The organism is Massilia rhizosphaerae, assembly GCF_016093545.1.
Classification (GTDB): Bacteria; Pseudomonadota; Gammaproteobacteria; order Burkholderiales; family Burkholderiaceae_D; genus Telluria; species Telluria rhizosphaerae.
This window is the reverse complement of sequence record NZ_JADKYX010000009.1, coordinates 193,352-210,234: the sequence shown is the minus strand read 5'-3', so window position 1 is coordinate 210,234 and position 16,883 is coordinate 193,352. Positions and strand designations below refer to the sequence as shown.

Genomic DNA, 16,883 nt, shown 5'->3' with positions numbered 1-16,883 from the left:
TTCACTTACCTTTGATACGACAGAGTTTCCATTTTATCAGCTAACTCAGCGGCCACCGTTGCTTCGGTGTGCGTGCCGGGCCAACTGCCTTGACCGTTGTTCAGTCGTTCAAACCACTCGGTGCATGCACCATAGAACCGGAGTAGTTTATACCAAACACTGTTCCAATCCGCGAATAAAGACATCTCTAGGTAAATTTTTACCAATAAACACCATCTTACTCCCGCGTGGTTCGCCATCCGCCCACTTTGCACCGAGGTCGCTGCCCATGATTTGATGCACGCCTTGGAAGACGACCTTGCGATCCGCGCCGGCCATCGACAGCACGCCTTTATAACGCAGCATATTCGGGCCGAATACTTGGACCATGCTACCGAGAAATTGATCCAGACGCTCGGGGTCGAACGCGCGTTCGCTCTTGAACACGAAGGCCGCGATGTCGTCGCTGTGGTGGCCATGGTGGTGATCGTGGCTGTGGTCGCAGGCTTCGGTATGCACGTGGTCGTGGTCGTGACCATGCTCATGATCGTGCGCCTCGTCGGCGGTGAGGAAAGCCGGGTCCAGCTCCAGCTTGTCGTTCAGGTTGAAACCGCGCAGGTCGAGCACGTCGCCGATCGGCGCGCGGCCGAAATCCGACGTGCTGATCGGCGCGCGCGGGTTGATGCGGCGGATGCGGGCCTTGAGCTCTTCCGCGGCGGACGTGTCCACGAGGTCGAGCTTGGACAGCAGGATCTTGTCGGCGAAACCGACCTGGCGCTGGGCTTCCTCGTGGCGGTCCAGCTGTTCCATGGCATGGCGCGCATCGACGACGGTGACGACGGCGTCCAGCAGATAGTGAGCGCCGACTTCTTCGTCGACGAAGAACGTCTGGGCCACCGGGCCCGGATTGGCGAGACCCGTCGTCTCGATGACGACGCGGTCGAACCGGATCTCGCCGGCCTCGCGCTTGCGCGCCAGGTTAGTTAACGCCACGATCAGGTCGCCGCGCACGGTGCAGCAGATGCAGCCGTTGTTCATCTCGACGATCTGCTCGCTGGAGTCTTGCACGAGGATTTCGTTGTCGATGTTTTCCTGGCCAAACTCATTTTCGATGACGGCGATGCGCATGCCGTGCTCTTCCTGCAGGATACGATTGAGCAACGTGGTTTTGCCGGCGCCGAGGAAGCCGGTCAGGATAGTGCTAGGGATCAATTCCATATGTCGCTGTCCAATGGTGTGAGCCGTTCCGGCTGCGGGGAATCGGAAGATTATGCCGGAATTTGCGACTCGTCACCACCTGCCACGCCGTGCCTGCCTGGCGGGTGCTTTATTTGCCGCTTATTTGCGTTTTGCGCGTGGATGGGCCTTGTCGTAGACGGCGGCCAGGTGCTGGAAGTCGAGCGACGTGTAGATCTGGGTCGAGGTGATGCTGGCGTGGCCCAGCAGTTCCTGTACGGCGCGCAGGTCGCCCGAGGATTGCAGCAGGTGCGAGGCGAACGAGTGGCGCAGCACGTGCGGGTGCACGTGGACGGGCATGCCGGCCTTTTGCGCATGGGCCTTCAGGCGGTATTGCACGACCCGCGGGGTGATGCGGGTGTCCCGCGTCGACAGGAACAGGGCGGCGCTGCCGTCGCGTGCCGGCGGACGCGCGGCCAGCCAGGTTTCCAGCGCCGCGCGTGCCGGACCGCCCACGGGCACGCGGCGCATCTTGTTGCCCTTGCCGGTGACGACCACTTCCTGCGCCTCCAGTTCCAGCCAGCCGAGCGAGGCCGGCATGCCGTCCCTGGCGGGGACGTGGTGCACGTCGAGGCCGGCCAGCTCGGATACGCGCAGGCCGCTCGAGTACAGCAGCTCGAACATGGCGCGGTCGCACAGTTCCGCGGGTTCGGCATGGCCGGGCGTCCCTGCGCCGGGCGCCGCCTGCTCCATCAGCTGGACGGCGGCGTCGACGGCCAGCGCCTTGGGGAGCCGCTTGGCGCGGCGCGGCGCGCGCACGCCGTCGGCCGGGTTGGCCGCCAGGGGAAGGTGGCGCGCCAGCCAGTCGAAGAAGCCGCGCCAGCCGGACAGCTTGCGGGCAATCGACGCCGCGCTTTGTCCTTCGGCGTGCAGCTTCGCGGCGCAGCGGCGGATGTCGAAATGGGTCAGTCGGGTCCAGTCGGCCTGCTCCGGCAGACCGGCGAGCCGGGCAAGTTCGGCCAGGTCGCGGCCGTAGGCGGCGATCGTGTGTCCGGACAACTGGCGCTGCGTCTTCAGCTCCGCCAGGTAGCGGCCGGTCCAGTCGTCGGCCGGCGTGTCCATGTCAGCCGAGCAGCGGGGCGAGGGCGGTGCTGGCCGTCTCGCCGATGTGGACGAGGAAATCCGTCGCCATGGCGGCGCTGAAGCGGTCCGGATCCGGCGAACCGAGCACGAGCAGGCCGAAGGCGCTGGCGCCGGTACGCAACGGCAGCAGGACGGTCGAGCGCACGGTGTCCGCGCCGGCCGGTTCGGCGCCGGCCAGCCAGCCCACCGCTTCGAATTCCTTGTTCGGGCCGCAGTAGGGCGCGCGCAGGCTGCTGGCGAACAGGCGCACGTCCTCGGACACGCCGTTCGTGTACCACGCATCCGCATGTTCGGCGGGCAGTTTCCACAGACGCAGCGTGGCTTGCGGCACGATGAAGTGCTCGACCAGGCCGTCGGCCACCGCGCTCGGGATGTCGGCGTGTGCGCGGGTGCGCAGCAATTGCCGGGTCCAGCCGTGGAAGCGGTTGGCGATGGCCGCGTTTTCCTCGGCGTGGCGCACCAGCTCGGACAGGCGCAGTTCCAGGGCCCGGTACTTGTCGCGCATGACTTCCATCTGGCGCTCCTGCAGCGATACCGTACGTCCGGTAAGCGGGCTCGACAGCTTTACTTCGCCCAGCAGGGCGGCGTGCTCGACGAAAAACTGCGGATGGTCGACCAGGTATTGGGCGACGGCAGTGGAATCCAATGTTGCGGCGGTCATGTGCGGCTTGCGAGATGGGTAGACCGTTCATTTTAACCGACAGCAATGGGTCGGCACAGATTTCCTGTTGGCACTGTACCGTCGCCGCATCAGCATCGCGGTGCCGGATGCAACAAGGGCGGACCCGGTTGCCCGAGTCCGCCCTTGCGGAGGCTGAAGCGGGGTTGCCCCCGCGGTGTCAGCTTAGAACGAGTGGTTCAGGCCCACGTCGTAGTGGTTGACGGTCGAGTTGGCAGCAGAGGCGCCGGTCGCCTGGTTGAAGATGTTCGTCTTGCGCGATGCGTCGACGTACAGGTACGTACGCTTCGACAGGCTGTACTCGTAGCCCAGCGAGTACTGGCGCGTGATCAGGTCGTGCAGACGGACGTTTTCTTCCTGCTTCTTCAGACCGAAGCCAGCCAGCACCTTGCCCGGGCCGACAGCGTAGGTTGCACCGAGTTCCGCGCCCTTGATGGTCGGACGCTCGGTGTTGGTGTGCTCCATGTTCTGGTGCGAGTAGGTACCCATCAGTTTCAGTTCCGGGGTCACCGAGAACGAACCTGCGACCGACCAGACCTTCGATTCGACGGCGTTGCGCTCGTAAGCCAGCATCGCGGCGGCCGGACCGTTGTTGTAGGTACCGGCGATCGAGAACGGGTTGGCCGAAGCCTGTGCGCCCGGAGCGTAGGTGGCAGCGCCGGCGCCGACGCCGGTCACGCCGCCGCCGTTGGCTTCTTTCGTGGCCCAGGCAGCGTTCACCTGGAAGCCGTTGGTGACCGGCGAGTTATAGAAGATCGCGTTCGAGATACGGTTGCTGTTCGGACCGACGCCGCCGACGTCCAGCGGAGCCGATTTGTAGCCGGCGACCGAGATGTCGGTGTAGAAGCCGGCCGGGCTTGCCAGGCCGTGCCACGGTTCGAACGAACCGACGACTTCCTGGAACGGGGTCAGGCCACGGCCCAGGCGGACCATACCGAAGTCACCCTGCAGGCCGACGCGGGTCTGGCCCTGGAACAGCGGACGGCCGTTGTTTTCGGTGGTGCCGGTGTCCGGGTCGTAACGCATTTCAACCTGGAACAGCGCTTTCAGGCCGTTGCCCAGGTCTTCGGTACCCTTGAAGCCCAGGGTGTTCGAGGCGCGCTTGCCGATGTTCATGGTCTCGCCGGTGCGCTTGATCATGCCGACGTCGACCGTGCCGTAGATTTGCACAGCGGTTTGGGCTTGCGCCACGCTGGCGAATGCGCCGAGCAGAGCGGCTGCTACGAGGGTTTTTTTCATCTATTTTTATCCTAAAAAGTGAATCGGAGGAATCCAGAGAGCATTGAGATTTTTATTAGTTGCTGAACACTCGGATGTGTGAACCTTAAATGCTTAATGCGTCAAGATTGTTTGATTTGTCAATTATGACTGTTGCACTTGGTCGAAAGCCAATAAATCCAATCGTGCTGTTGTATTTTTGAAACGCGGCTGCGGCCCCCACGCGCGCACCTTAAGCCCCGTTTAAGTTTCCAAACATCATCATTCTGTCCCCGTGCCACGGCAGGGTTTGTGCTGGCTCAAAGGCCTTTGGAATCGCAGGCGAATCGCGCCGACGCGGCTTTAGACTCTGCCCCATCCGACGTCCATTGCTGCCGCATTGCGCGCCACATGAGCTCATCGGTAGCACATCGCAGGCGATCTTGCGTGCATCTGCATGCATTATGTTGCGTATATTTCTTAGGCGTCTCAACATCCAGAAGAGAACGATGGCAAATCGTGAAGAATTGGCGGTCATCCGCGGCGCACGTGCCGGACGCGCCGAATCGCAACTGGCCCTGGGGCGGCTCTATCTGTTCGGCAGTGCCGGTCTGCCGAGGAGCCTGCCCACGGCCCTTCATTGGCTCGACCGTGCTGCACAGCAAGGTTGTGTCGAAGCGTGGCAATTGATCGGTAACCATATCCCGGTCGATCTCGCCCGTGACAATCCGCAGCCGGTGACCGGCTGGTATGAGCGCGCGTACGACGGCGGCCTCGTGCGCGCCGGACTCGTCTATGCACAACTGGTGCTGGGCGCGGCGCGCGGCGGCCAGTGCACGCCGGCCGAGCGCGCCAAGGCCTTGCTGGCCCTGGAAGACGCGGCCCGGGCCGGCTTTCCGGAAGCGCAGTGGCTGCTCGCGCGCGAACACGGCGCCGCGCCGCCCGAGACGGACGCACCGGCGGCCCGTCCGCCCTTGGCCAGCCCGGCCGGTCAGCGCTGGCTGCGCCAGGCGGCCGACAGCGGCGTCGGCGCCGCCCAGTTCGCGCTGCTCGAACAGGACTGGCAGGCGGGCCGCTGGGCCGCCTGGCTGGAACGCGCGCTCCCGCTGGCGCGCACCCTGGCCGGTTCCGACGCGGCCCAGGACCATACGGCCGCCCGGCTGGCGCCGGACGAAGTGCTGCTGCTGTCGCGCTGCGCCCGGCTGGTCGAGGGGAACGAGGCGCCGCACGACGTCGGCCAGGAAGAATTGCTCAGGTTCTGGGAAATCGCCGCGGACGAGCAGGACCGCCATGCCCAGTTCGCACTCGGCCTGTGGTGCGCCCGCATGCGGGTCGACGGCAAGCGCATTCCCGGCAGCCATGGCGCGGCCAACTTCAAGAAGGCCGTGCGCTGGCTGACGCTGGCGGGCGAGCAGGGCCTGGCCGAGGCCTGGTATGCCTTGTCGCGCATCTATATAAAACCGGAGTTTTCGCAGCGCAATGTCCTGGAAGCGCAGAAATACCTGGAGCGTGCGGCGGAGATGGGCTATCGGGATGCCCAGCTCGAATGCGGGAACGCGGCATGGCGGGCGCGGCGCGAAAACGAAAGCAATGACGTGCGCGCCCTGTTCTGGCTGCAGAAGGCGGCGGCGCAGGGGTGTCCCAAGGCGGCGGCCGCCTTGCGCAAGCTGGCGCCGCGCCAGCCCGGCGCCTGGGCCGACCTGGCTGCGCTGACGGCGGGACGGGACCTGGCCTCGCATCCGCTGCTGGCTGCGCGCCTGGAGCTGGCCGTGGCGTTCGGCCTGAGCCGGGCCGAGGCGCTGCTGCTGGACATCCGCAACGCCGACCGCGGCCACTGCCTGGTGATCGACATCCGCGCCAGCTACGGTCGCAGCCGGCGCCGCCTGATCTCGGTCGAAACGGCGCAGGAACGCCAGTTGCTCGACCGCGTCGCACTCGTGTTCGAACACGTCGATTGCGGTCCGGGCGGTCCGGAAGGGAATTACCGCCAGCGGCTGTACCGGTTGCGCAGCCTGCTGCCCGAGGCGACCGCAGCTGCGCAGGACGAGGGCGACGAGGCCGCCCCGGCGCCGGACGGGGATTATTCGCTGGCCGCGTGAAGGGCGCGGCCAGGGCGGCATCAGCGGACCATCAGATCTCGATTTCGCCTTCGAACACGGTCTCGGCCGGACCGGTCATCATCACGGGCTGGCCTTCGCCGGCCCAGTTGATGGTCAGCTTGCCGCCGCGCGCCTGGACTTGCACCGGCGCGTCCAGCAGCCCGCGCCGGATCCCGGCCACGACCGCGGCGCAGGCACCGGTGCCGCAGGCCAGCGTCTCGCCGACGCCGCGCTCGAACACGCGCAGCTTGACGTGGCCGCGGTCCAGCACTTGCAGGTAGCCGACGTTGACGCGCCGCGGAAAGCGGGGGTGGTGCTCGATCTGCGGGCCCGTTTCGAGCACGGGCGCCGCGTCGACGTCGGCGACGACTTGCACCGCATGCGGATTGCCCATCGATACCGCCGACACGAGCACGGTCTCTTCCTGGCCCTGATGCGACACGGTGAGCGGCCACAGCGTGTCCCGTCCTTCGGCGACGCCTTCCAGGCCGGCCGCATCGAACGGCACCCGGGCCGGTTCCAGGATCGGGGCACCCATGTCCACCGTGATGCTGCCGTCGTCTTCCAGGCGCGGGGTGATGATGCCGCCCATCGTCTCGACGCGGATGCTGCGTTTGTCCGTCAGGCCCTTGTCGCTGACGAAGCGCACGAAGGCGCGCGAGCCGTTGCCGCACTGCTCGACCTCGCCGCCATCGCTGTTGAAGATGCGATAGCGGAAATCGCTGCCTGCCGTCGCCGGCCGCTCGACGACCAGGATCTGGTCGGCGCCGATGCCGAAGCGGCGGTCGGCAATGTGGCGCCATTGTTCCGGGCCAAAGTCGATGTGCTGGTTGATCGCATCGATGACGACGAAGTCGTTGCCGGCGCCATGCATCTTGGTGAACTTGAGTTTCATGGTATCTGTCATTAATCGTAGAACGAAGGCTCGCCGGGCGGCCGGGTCTTGAAGCGTTTGTGCGTCCAGAAATACTCGGCCGGATGTTCGCGCACGCGGTCCTCGATGAAGGCGTTCATGCGGCGGGTGGCGGCGATGATGTCGTCGCCCGGAAAATCTTCCCATGCAGGATAGAACTCTACCCGGTATCCCTTGTAGTTGGGCAAGAAAGTGGCGACGACCGGGATGACTTTTGCGCCGGTCGCGCCCGCCAGCCGGCCCATCGCCGTCAACGTGGCGGCCGGGACGCCGAAGAAGGGGACGAAGCTCGCATCTTTCTCGCCGAAATCCATGTCCGGCAGCATGAAATAGGGGAGGCCTTCGCGCAGCGCGCGGATGATCGGCTTGATGCCGTCGCTGCGCGCGAATAGGCGCACGGGGCCATAGCGTTCGCGGCCATAGCGCAACAAATCGTCGAATGCCTTGTTCTTTTGCGGCGCATACATGCTCGACAGCGGCACCACGCGCGCCGCCACGCCGCCCACGTCCAGGCAGACGAAGTGGGGGCAGAACAGGATGGTCGGACCGCTTTCCATCTGCGCCTTCGGCACCTGCGGGACGACTTCGATCAGGCCGTGGATGCGTTCGAACGGCGCCCACCAGATCAGCGAACGTTCCAGGATGCTGCGCGAATAGGCCATGAAATGGCGCTTGACGATGTGGACCCGCTCCGCTTCGCCCAGTTCCGGCATGCACAGGCGCAGGTTGATCAGCGCGATTCTCCGGCGCTTGGGGATCGCGTAATACATGAGCCAGCCGACGGCATTGCCGATGCGACCGAGGACAGGCAGCGGCAGGAAGTGCAGCAACCACAACAGGAAAATCAGGAACCTCATGCGACGGTCTCGGCTTGGGGGGCTGCAACGCCTTGCGGCTTCTTGTAGCGGTTGTAACTCCAGAAATACTGGGCGGGGCAGAAGGCGATGAGTTTTTCCATCTGGCGGTTGATGGCGGCGGCCTGCTGGCTTGCGTCGCCCTCCAGCGCGCCTTCGAACGGCACGAAGCGGATGGCGAAGCCGCGGCCGCGCGGCAGGCGTTCCGCGTATACGGTCAGGATGTCGGCCTTGCCCAGCTGCGCCAGCTTGGCGGGCAGGGTCATCGTATAGGCCTCGCGCCCGAAGAACGGCGCCCACACGCCTTCGCCTTCCTGCGGCACCTGGTCGGGCAGCACGCCCACCGGCTGGCCGCCCCGCAACGCCTTGACGAGCATGCGCACGCCGGACAGGTTGGCCGGCGCGAGATGCATGTGCTGGCGCGCGCGCGCGCCTTCGACGAGGGGTTTCAGGGCGCTCTGGCGCGGCGGACGGTACATGACCGTCAGTTCGACGCGCAGCGAGACTTGCTGGGCGGTCAGCTCGAAGCAGCCCAGGTGCGGCGTGAGGAAGACGATGCCGCGGCCGGCGTCGAGCTGGCGCTGGACCAGTTCCCAGTTTTCCATGGTGACGTGGCGGGTGACGCGCGCCTGCGGCGCGCACCAGACGAACGGCAATTCCATGATGGCCTTGCCGGATTCGGCGATCGCGGCGCGCAGGTGGCCCGTGTAACCGGCCCGTTCGAGGTTCTCGCGCAGCCGCCGGCGATGCGATGGGGACAGGAGGTAGACGATCCAGCCGAGCGCGGCGCCGAGCGCGTGGAGCGCGCGCAGCGGCAAAAACGACAGGATTCGAAACAAAAGGACGAGCATTTATTGATTTAGGGTAGAGAAGCGATGAGTTGCTGTGCCAGAATTTTTGGAGGAGCGTAAAATACCACTTTGTAGCATCCGCGGAGTTAATGACAACTTGCGAAGCGGAATATAAATCTCGCTAAAGCGTCGCAGGCCTTGGTGCTGCGGCAATTTTCATAACAGTATCAGGAGCCTCAATGTCTTCCAACGACTACCTCTTCACTTCCGAGTCCGTCTCGGAAGGCCATCCGGACAAGGTCGCCGACCAGATTTCCGACGCCATCCTCGACGCCATCCTCGAGCAGGATCCGCGCGCGCGCGTGGCCGCCGAGACCCTGTGCAACACGGGTCTGGTCGTCCTGGCCGGGGAGATCACGACGCACGCAAACGTCGATTATATTCAAGTTGCGCGCAACACCATCAAGCGCATCGGTTACGACAACACCGACTTCGGCATCGACTATAAAGGTTGCGCCGTGCTCGTCGCCTATGACAAGCAGTCGCCGGACATCGCCCAGGGCGTCGACGAAGGCGCCGGTATCGACCTCGACCAGGGCGCCGGCGACCAGGGCCTGATGTTCGGCTACGCCTGCGACGAAACGCCGGAACTGATGCCGGCGGCGATCTATTACGCACACCGCCTCGTCGAGCGCCAGTCGCAGCTGCGCAAGGACGGCCGTCTGCCGTGGCTGCGCCCGGACGCCAAGTCCCAGGTCACGCTGCGCTACGTCAACGGCCGTCCGGTGTCCGTGAACACCGTCGTGCTGTCGACCCAGCACGCGCCGGAAGTCAGCCACAGCCAGATCGAGGAAGCGGTGATCGAAGAGATCATCAAGCCCGTGCTGCCGCGCGAATGGCTGCAGGACACCCGCTACCTGGTCAACCCGACGGGCCGCTTCGTCATCGGCGGCCCGCAAGGCGACTGCGGCCTGACGGGCCGCAAGATCATCGTCGACACCTACGGCGGTGCCGCACCGCACGGCGGCGGCGCGTTCTCTGGCAAGGACCCGTCCAAGGTCGACCGCTCGGCCGCCTATGCCGCCCGCTACGTCGCCAAGAACGTCGTGGCCGCCGGCCTGGCGCGCCAGTGCCAGGTGCAGGTCAGCTACGCGATCGGCGTGGCCCGCCCGATCAACATCACGGTCTACACGGAAGGCACGGGCGTCATCCCGGACGACAAGATCGCCGAACTGGTGATGGAACACTTCGACCTGCGCCCGAAAGGCATCGTCCAGATGCTCGACCTGCTGCGTCCGATCTACACCAAGTCGGCCGCCTACGGTCACTTCGGCCGCGAAGAGCCGGAATTCACGTGGGAGCGCACCGACAAGGCCGCGCTGCTGCGCGCCGAAGCGGGCCTGGCGTAATACCCACGGCGTTGTAAAACGCTGCAGCCGGTGGGCATGACCATGCCCACCGTGCTAAACTCTACATTCCGAGGAGCGTTGCGACGAGATTCCCCATCTCGCCAGGCTCGGATATCAACACCGCGCTCACGTTACTTTTTTCTTAACTTGAAAGGAGGGCGTGATGAGCGCCGTACTCAAAGACACCACCCAGGACTACCTCGTTGCCGACATCGGCCTCGCCTCGTGGGGCGAGAAGGAAATCCGCATCGCCGAAACCGAAATGCCGGGCCTGATGGCCATCCGCGACGAATACGCGGCCGCCCAGCCGCTGAAGGGCGCGCGCATCGCCGGTTCGCTGCACATGACCATCCAGACCGCCGTGCTGATCCGCACGCTGGAAGCCCTCGGCGCGCAAGTGCGCTGGGCGTCGTGCAATATCTACTCGACGCAGGACCACGCGGCCGCCGCCATCGCGTCGGTCGGTACGCCCGTGTTCGCCGTCAAGGGCGAGACCCTGGACGAGTACTGGGACTACACCCACCGCATCTTCGAATGGGGCGATGACGTCTACGCCAACATGATCCTGGACGACGGCGGCGACGCCACGCTGCTGCTGCACCTGGGCGTGCGCGCCGAGAAGGACATCTCGGTGCTGGACAAGCCGGGTTCGGAAGAAGAAATCTGCCTGTTCAACGCCATCAAGGGCCGCCTCGCGCGCGATCCGCAGTGGTATTCGAAACGCCTGCCGCAAATCAAGGGCGTGACGGAAGAAACCACGACCGGCGTGCACCGCCTGTACCAGATGCACGCGGACGGCAAGCTGGCGTTCCCCGCCATCAACGTCAACGACTCCGTCACCAAGTCGAAGTTCGACAACCTGTACGGCTGCCGCGAATCGCTGGTCGACGGCATCAAGCGCGCGACGGACGTCATGGTCGCCGGCAAGATCGCCGTCGTTGCCGGCTATGGCGACGTGGGCAAGGGTTCGGCGCAGGCGCTGCGCGCCCTGTCGGCCCAGGTGTGGGTCACGGAAATCGACCCGATCTGCGCGCTGCAGGCCGCGATGGAAGGCTATCGCGTCGTGACGATGGACATGGCGGCCGAACACGGCGACATCTTCGTCACCTGCACCGGCAACTACCACGTGATCACCGAGCAGCACATGCTGCGCATGAAGGACCAGGCGATCGTCTGCAACATCGGCCACTTCGACAACGAGATCGAAGTCGCCGCGCTGCGCAAGTACGAGTGGGAAAACATCAAGCCGCAGGTTGACCACATCATCTTCCCGGATGGCAAGCGCATCATTCTGCTGGCCGAAGGCCGCCTCGTGAACCTGGGCTGCGGCACGGGTCACCCGTCGTACGTGATGAGCTCGTCGTTCGCGAACCAGACCATCGCCCAGATCGAACTGTTCACCAATACCGCCGCCTACCCGGTCGGCGTGTACACGCTGCCGAAGAAGCTGGACGAGAAAGTCGCCCGCCTGCAGCTCAAGAAGCTCAACGCCCAGCTGACCGAGCTGACCGAAGAGCAGGCTGCCTATATCTCGGTGAGCAAGGAAGGCCCTTACAAGCCGGAACATTACCGTTATTGATCTGGTAAGCTCTTCCGTGAAATTGATATAGCGCACCGCCGGGTTCCATCGTCGGCGGTGCCGATAACTTCTCACGAAAGACACAACCATGCGCCTGCTCCTGACCTGGCTGATCAATGCCGCGGCCCTGATGGCCTTGCCTTACCTGATGCACTCGGTATCGGTCGACAATCTCGGCGCGGCCCTCGTGGCCGCCCTCGTCCTGGCCCTCGTGAACACGGTGATCCGTCCCGTGCTCGTCGTGCTCACGTTGCCGGTGACGGTCGTGTCGCTCGGCCTGTTCATCCTGGTGATCAATGCGCTGTTGTTCTGGCTCGTCGCGCACCTCGTCGCGGGTTTCCACGTGGCCGGGTTCTGGTCGGCTTTCCTGGCGGCGATCCTGTACAGTGTCATTTCGTGGGCGCTTTCTACCTTATTACTCAACAAAGATGGAAACCCCTAACATCAGCATCGAGTTTTTCCCGCCCAAGACCCCCGAGGGCGCGGAAAAACTGCGCGTGGCTCGCCAGAAGCTGGTCGAGCTGAATCCAAAATATTTTTCCGTGACGTTCGGCGCCGGCGGCAGCACCCAGCACGGCACGCTGTCCACCGTCCTCGAGATCCTGGCCGAAGGCCATGAGGCCGCGCCGCATTTGTCGTGCGTGGGCGGCACGCGCGAATCGATCCGCGCGATCCTGCAGGAATTCAAGGCCAAGGGTATCCGCCGCCTCGTGGCCCTGCGGGGTGACTTGCCGAGCGGCTATGGTGGCGCCGGCGAGTTGCGCTATGCCAGCGACCTCGTCGAGTTCATTCGCCAGGAAACGGGCGACTGGTTCCACATCGAAGTGGCCGCATATCCGGAAATGCATCCGCAAGCCCGTTCTCCGCAGGACGACCTGCAGGCATTCGCCCGCAAGGTGCAGGCCGGCGCGAATGCCGCGATCACGCAGTATTTCTACAATCCGGACGCGTATTTCCAGTTCGTCGACAATGCGCGCAAGCTGGGCGTGGACGTGCCCATCGTGGTCGGCATCATGCCGATCACGAATTACACCCAGCTGATGCGGTTCTCCGACATGTGCGGCGCCGAGATTCCGCGCTGGATCCGGTTGAAGCTGGCCAGCTTCGGCGACGATTCCGCGTCGATCAAGGCGTTCGGCCTGGATGTCGTCAGCGGCTTGTGCGAGCGCGTGCTGGCGGGCGGCGCGCCCGGCCTGCACTTCTATAGCATGAACCAGGCGGCGGCCACGACTGCGATCTGGCAGCGCATCACGGGCGCCTGAACCGATACGATGGCTCCCTGCTGTAGGGTGGGCATCCCGTGCCCACCAAGCGTCATCGATATGCATGCAAAGGTGGGCACGGGGTGCCCACCCTACGCATAGCGTCAACATCTTTCCGCCATTAAGTGACGTTGGTGGTCTCCGTCACGATCACATCCAGCGGCACGTCGTGCGGCGCGTGCGAGAACACGGCTTCCTGGTTACTGTAGGCAATGCCCAGCGTGTGCGGGCGCGGCGGCAGTTCGAGGGTGCGGTCGTAGTAGCCGCCGCCGTAGCCGAGGCGATAGCCTTCCGCATTGAAACCGAGGCAGGGGATCAGCAGGGCCGGCGGGCGTTCGATGAAGCGCAGCTGGGCCGGGACCTGTACGCCGGCCTCGTCCGGCAGCATCGCTTCGCCGGGCGTCCATTCTGTGAACGTCAGCGGGGCATCCCGTTCCATGACGACAGGCAATGTGAGGCGTACGCCGGCCTGGTGCAATTCCGCGTAGGCCGCGCGCAGGTCGGGCTCGCCGGCCAGCGGCCAGTACACGCCGAGGACGCTCACCTGGCGCAGGCGCCACCAGGCGACGACCTGCGCGCCGATGTGCGCATCCCATTGGACCTTGATTGCCGGGTCAAGCGCCCCACGTGAAGTCCTGAGCGCCTTGCGCAATGCCGTCTTCGCCGCCTGTTTCTCGTCCGCCACGCTGGGGTTCGAGGGGCATGGTATTCTTGATTCGCCGGTCATGGATGAAATGAAGCCTACATTGAATATTGCATTATCGATGTCGCAGAAACTGATTGCCGGCACTGTATCCGCCGCTTCCAGCCTGCTCTTCCTCGTGTCGCCCGGCGCCGCGGCCCAGACCGCATCGCCCGGCATGGCACAGCCCGCAGCCGTCGCGCCCGGCGTGCCTGCGCCCTCCGCGCCCGTTGTCGCGCCGGTTGCCGCGCCGCAGTCGGAGGCCATGCGCGAACAGGACGAGATCTTTGCGCAGCTGCGCAATGCCGCCCGCAAGAACGACGCGGAAAAAGCGGCGGAACTGGCGGCGCGCCTGCCGAACTATGCGATCCCGTCCTACGTCGACTATTATCGGCTGAAACCGCGGCTGCGCGACGCTTCCAACGAGGAAATCCAGGATTTCCTGAAGCGCTATGACGGCAGCGCCATCGCCGACCGCCTGCGCAACGACTGGCTGCTGGAACTCGGCCGCAAGCGCGACTGGTCCGATTTCGATCGCGAGCTGCCGTTGTTCGTCAAGAACGACGACTACCAGGTCAAGTGCTACGCGCTGCTGTCGCGCGCCTCGAAGGGGCAGAACGTGGCCGCGGAGGCGCGCCTGCTGCTGGACAATCCACCGCAGTACGGCGAAGCCTGCGCCGCGCTCGTCAACCAGCTCGTCCAGTCCGGGCAGTTCACGGCCAACGATCTGCTGGTCCAGCTGCGCCTGGCCGGCGAAATGCACGCGACCGGCCCGTCGCGCCGCACGGCGCTGCTGCTGGGCGCGTCCGACACGCGCGCGGCCCAGGCCGTCGACCTGCCGGCCCTGGCGATGGCGCGCGGCATCGGCAAGACGCGCGCCGACCATGAGATCTACCTCGTCGCCATCGGCCGCATGGCGCGCACGAGCCTGAAGCTGGCGACGGTGGCGCTGAACCGGAATGCGTCCAGGCTGAGTGCGGAGGAGAGGGCGATCGGCTGGGCGAACATCGCGCTGGCCGCGTCGGTGGCCCTGGCGCCGGAGGCCTATGACGATTGGAAGAAGGCGGCCGGGGCGCCGCTGACGTGGAACCAGCTGGAGTGGAAGACGCGCACCGCGCTGCGCCGCGGCGACTGGAAGACGGTGCGGTCGACGATCGAATCGATGTCCACGCCGCAACACGAGGAGCTCGTCTGGACCTATTGGCTGGGCCGCGCCCTGCTGGCCGAGGGCCGGCGCGAGGATGCGCAGGTGCTGTTCCGCCGCATCGCCGACCAGAACAGTTTTTATGGCCAGTTGGCGATGGAAGAGCTGGGCATGCAGATCAGCATCCCGCCCAGCGCGGCACCGCCCACGCCGGCCGAGCTGGCGCAGATGGCCGCCAATCCCGGTTTCAAGCGCGCCCTGAAATTCTTTTCGATGCGCATGCGCTTCGAGGGTACGCGCGAGTGGAACTGGGCGCTCAACGGCTTCACGGAACGCCAGCTGCTGGCCGCCGCCGAGTTCGCGCGCCAGAACGATATCCTCGACCGCATGCTGTCCACGTCCGAACGCACGCGCACCGAGTTCGACTACACCCAGCGCTTCCCCGCGCCGCACAACGACATCCTGCATCCGACGGCGCAGGGGCTCGGGTTGGACCAGGCGTGGGTGTATGGCCTCATCCGCCAGGAGTCGCGTTTCGTGTCCGATGCCCAGTCCGGCGTCGGCGCGGCCGGGTTGATGCAGGTGATGCCGTCGACGGGCAAGTGGGTGGCGGAAAAGATCGGCTTGACGGATTACGGCCACGGCATGCTCAACGATATCCGGACGAACATCGTGCTCGGCACCAATTACCTGAACATGGTGCTGAACAATGCGGACGGGTCGCAGGTGCTGGCGACGGCCGCCTACAACGCCGGCCCGAGCCGGATCCGCACGTGGCGCGGCCTGTTGACGGCGCCGATGGAGGGGGCCGTCTTCGTCGAGACCATCCCGTTCGAGGAAACGCGCAACTACGTGCGCAACGTGATGTCGAACGCGACGAACTATGCCGCCTTGTTCGAGAAGCGCCCGCAATCGCTCAAGGCGCGCCTGGGAACGATCACGCCGCGCGGCAGCGGCATCGGCCTGCCGTGACCGCGGCGGCGCACACGGAGCGAGGAGACGATATGCACGCGCAGTCGGTCGTATTGTTCGGCGGGACCGGATTCATCGGCAGCCACCTGGCGGCGCGGTTGGCCGAGCACGCCGTGTCCATCGTCGTGCCCACGCGGCACGAGAGCCATGCGATGCACCTGATGCCGCTGGGCGTCGACATCGTGCAGGCCGACCCCTACGACGACGCGGCCTTGCGGCGTCTCGTGGCCGGGCGCGACGCCGTGATCAACCTCGTCGGCATCCTGCATTCACGCCGCGGCGATCCGTACGGCCCGGACTTCCGCCGCGTCCACGTGGAGCTGCCGCGCCGCATCGCCGCCGCGTGCGCGGCCGAAGGCGTGCCGCGTTACCTGCACATGAGCGCGCTGGGGGCGGACCCGCACGGGCCGTCGATGTACCAGCGCTCGAAGGCCGACGGCGAGGCGGCCGTGGCGAGCCAGCCGGGTGTCGCGGCGACGATCTTCCGGCCGTCCGTCGTGTTCGGCCCGGAAGACCATTTTCTCAATATGTTCGCGCGCCTGCAGCGGCACTTGCCCGTCGTCCCGCTCGCCTGCGCCCACGCGCGCTTCCAGCCCGTGTACGTGGGCGACGTGGCCGAGGCGTTCGTGCGCGTGTTGCTCGATCCGCACACGGCTGGCTTCATCTACGAACTGGGCGGGCCGCAAGTGTATGAGCTGGCGGAACTGGTGCGGCTGGCGGGCCGCTATGCCGGCCATGAGCGCAAGGTCGTCCCGCTGCCGGACGCGCTGGCGCGGCTGCAGGCCGCCTTCTTCGAGCTGCTGCCCGGCGAGCCCGTCATCACGCGCGACAACCTCGATTCGATGAAGATCGACAACGTCATCCAGCCGTCCAGGGACAATAAAGTCTTGACAACAGCGGCGCTGGGAATCAAGCTCACGGCGCTCGAGGCCGTCGCGCCGCAGTACCTGGCGCCGCCCGGCGGACTCGACGTCCTGCGCGCCCGTGCCGGGCGCTGACCTCAA

At 65.5% G+C, this 16,883-nt stretch carries 15 protein-coding genes and 1 riboswitch; of the genes, 7 read left to right on the top strand and 8 right to left on the bottom strand.

Annotated elements, in window-relative coordinates; translation table 11 throughout:
• Positions 1-147: 147 nt before the first annotated feature.
• From ISF28_RS15500 to ISF28_RS15485, 4 genes are all read right to left on the bottom strand, one after another.
• On the bottom strand, positions 148-1,197 hold the full coding sequence (locus ISF28_RS15500) for a CobW family GTP-binding protein (RefSeq protein ID WP_198118064.1): 1,050 nt from the start codon (positions 1,195-1,197) through the stop codon (positions 148-150).
• Positions 1,198-1,317: 120 nt separating this feature from the next.
• Positions 1,318-2,277 (bottom strand): tyrosine recombinase XerC, encoded by a 960-nt coding sequence (locus tag ISF28_RS15495; RefSeq protein ID WP_198118063.1) that lies wholly within the window; start codon positions 2,275-2,277, stop codon positions 1,318-1,320.
• A 1-nt stretch (position 2,278) separates the two neighbouring features.
• Complete coding sequence (locus tag ISF28_RS15490; RefSeq protein ID WP_198118062.1) at positions 2,279-2,959, bottom strand: DUF484 family protein; 681 nt, start codon at positions 2,957-2,959, stop codon at positions 2,279-2,281.
• Between the two features lie 183 nt (positions 2,960-3,142).
• Positions 3,143-4,216 (bottom strand): porin, encoded by a 1,074-nt coding sequence (locus tag ISF28_RS15485; protein ID WP_198118061.1) that lies wholly within the window; start codon positions 4,214-4,216, stop codon positions 3,143-3,145.
• 467 nt (positions 4,217-4,683) lie between these two features.
• Between ISF28_RS15485 and ISF28_RS15480 the strand changes: the two genes are divergently transcribed.
• Positions 4,684-6,273 (top strand): tetratricopeptide repeat protein, encoded by a 1,590-nt coding sequence (locus ISF28_RS15480; protein ID WP_198118060.1) that lies wholly within the window; start codon positions 4,684-4,686, stop codon positions 6,271-6,273.
• 31 nt (positions 6,274-6,304) lie between these two features.
• Here ISF28_RS15480 and dapF read toward each other — a convergent pair whose 3' ends face one another.
• The 3 genes from dapF to ISF28_RS15465 are packed head-to-tail and all read right to left on the bottom strand — an operon-like array spanning position 6,305 to position 8,891.
• Positions 6,305-7,168 carry a diaminopimelate epimerase gene (gene dapF, locus ISF28_RS15475; protein WP_198118059.1) on the bottom strand — a complete coding sequence of 288 codons (864 nt, stop codon included), beginning with the start codon at positions 7,166-7,168 and terminating at the stop codon, positions 6,305-6,307.
• Between the two features lie 11 nt (positions 7,169-7,179).
• Positions 7,180-8,043 (bottom strand): lysophospholipid acyltransferase family protein, encoded by an 864-nt coding sequence (locus ISF28_RS15470; RefSeq protein ID WP_198118058.1) that lies wholly within the window; start codon positions 8,041-8,043, stop codon positions 7,180-7,182.
• Positions 8,040-8,891: a lysophospholipid acyltransferase family protein gene (locus ISF28_RS15465; protein ID WP_198118057.1), complete on the bottom strand. Its 852-nt coding sequence runs from the start codon at positions 8,889-8,891 to the stop codon at positions 8,040-8,042. Before ISF28_RS15465 ends, ISF28_RS15470 begins: the two co-directional genes overlap by 4 nt.
• A gap of 179 nt (positions 8,892-9,070) precedes the next feature.
• Here ISF28_RS15465 and metK point away from each other — a divergent pair, with 179 nt between their 5' ends.
• The 4 genes from metK (at position 9,071) to metF (ending at position 13,081) form a co-directional block, all read left to right on the top strand.
• Positions 9,071-10,240, top strand: a complete 1,170-nt coding sequence (gene metK, locus ISF28_RS15460; protein WP_198118056.1) for a methionine adenosyltransferase — start codon at positions 9,071-9,073, stop codon at positions 10,238-10,240.
• A gap of 64 nt (positions 10,241-10,304) precedes the next feature.
• A riboswitch (S-adenosyl-L-homocysteine riboswitch) is annotated at positions 10,305-10,375 on the top strand.
• A 28-nt stretch (positions 10,376-10,403) separates the two neighbouring features.
• Positions 10,404-11,819, top strand: coding sequence for an adenosylhomocysteinase (gene ahcY, locus ISF28_RS15455; protein ID WP_198118055.1), 1,416 nt, complete (start codon positions 10,404-10,406; stop codon positions 11,817-11,819).
• 88 nt (positions 11,820-11,907) lie between these two features.
• Positions 11,908-12,261 (top strand): phage holin family protein, encoded by a 354-nt coding sequence (locus ISF28_RS15450; protein WP_198118054.1) that lies wholly within the window; start codon positions 11,908-11,910, stop codon positions 12,259-12,261.
• On the top strand, positions 12,248-13,081 hold the full coding sequence (metF, locus tag ISF28_RS15445; protein ID WP_198118053.1) for a methylenetetrahydrofolate reductase [NAD(P)H]: 834 nt from the start codon (positions 12,248-12,250) through the stop codon (positions 13,079-13,081). The genes ISF28_RS15450 and metF overlap by 14 nt, the downstream gene beginning before the upstream one ends.
• 121 nt (positions 13,082-13,202) lie before the next feature.
• On the opposite strand, the gene ISF28_RS15440 is transcribed toward metF, so the two are convergent.
• Positions 13,203-13,766: a 5-formyltetrahydrofolate cyclo-ligase gene (locus tag ISF28_RS15440; RefSeq protein ID WP_370663441.1), complete on the bottom strand. Its 564-nt coding sequence runs from the start codon at positions 13,764-13,766 to the stop codon at positions 13,203-13,205.
• Positions 13,767-13,845: 79 nt separating this feature from the next.
• Between ISF28_RS15440 and ISF28_RS15435 the strand changes: the two genes are divergently transcribed.
• Entirely contained in the window at positions 13,846-15,879 is a 2,034-nt protein-coding gene (locus ISF28_RS15435; protein WP_229519108.1) for a lytic transglycosylase domain-containing protein, read from the top strand.
• A gap of 32 nt (positions 15,880-15,911) precedes the next feature.
• The gene (locus ISF28_RS15430; RefSeq protein ID WP_198118051.1) at positions 15,912-16,877 is read left to right on the top strand and encodes a complex I NDUFA9 subunit family protein; all 966 of its coding nucleotides are present in this window, start codon (positions 15,912-15,914) and stop codon (positions 16,875-16,877) included.
• Positions 16,878-16,883: the final 6 nt, after the last annotated feature.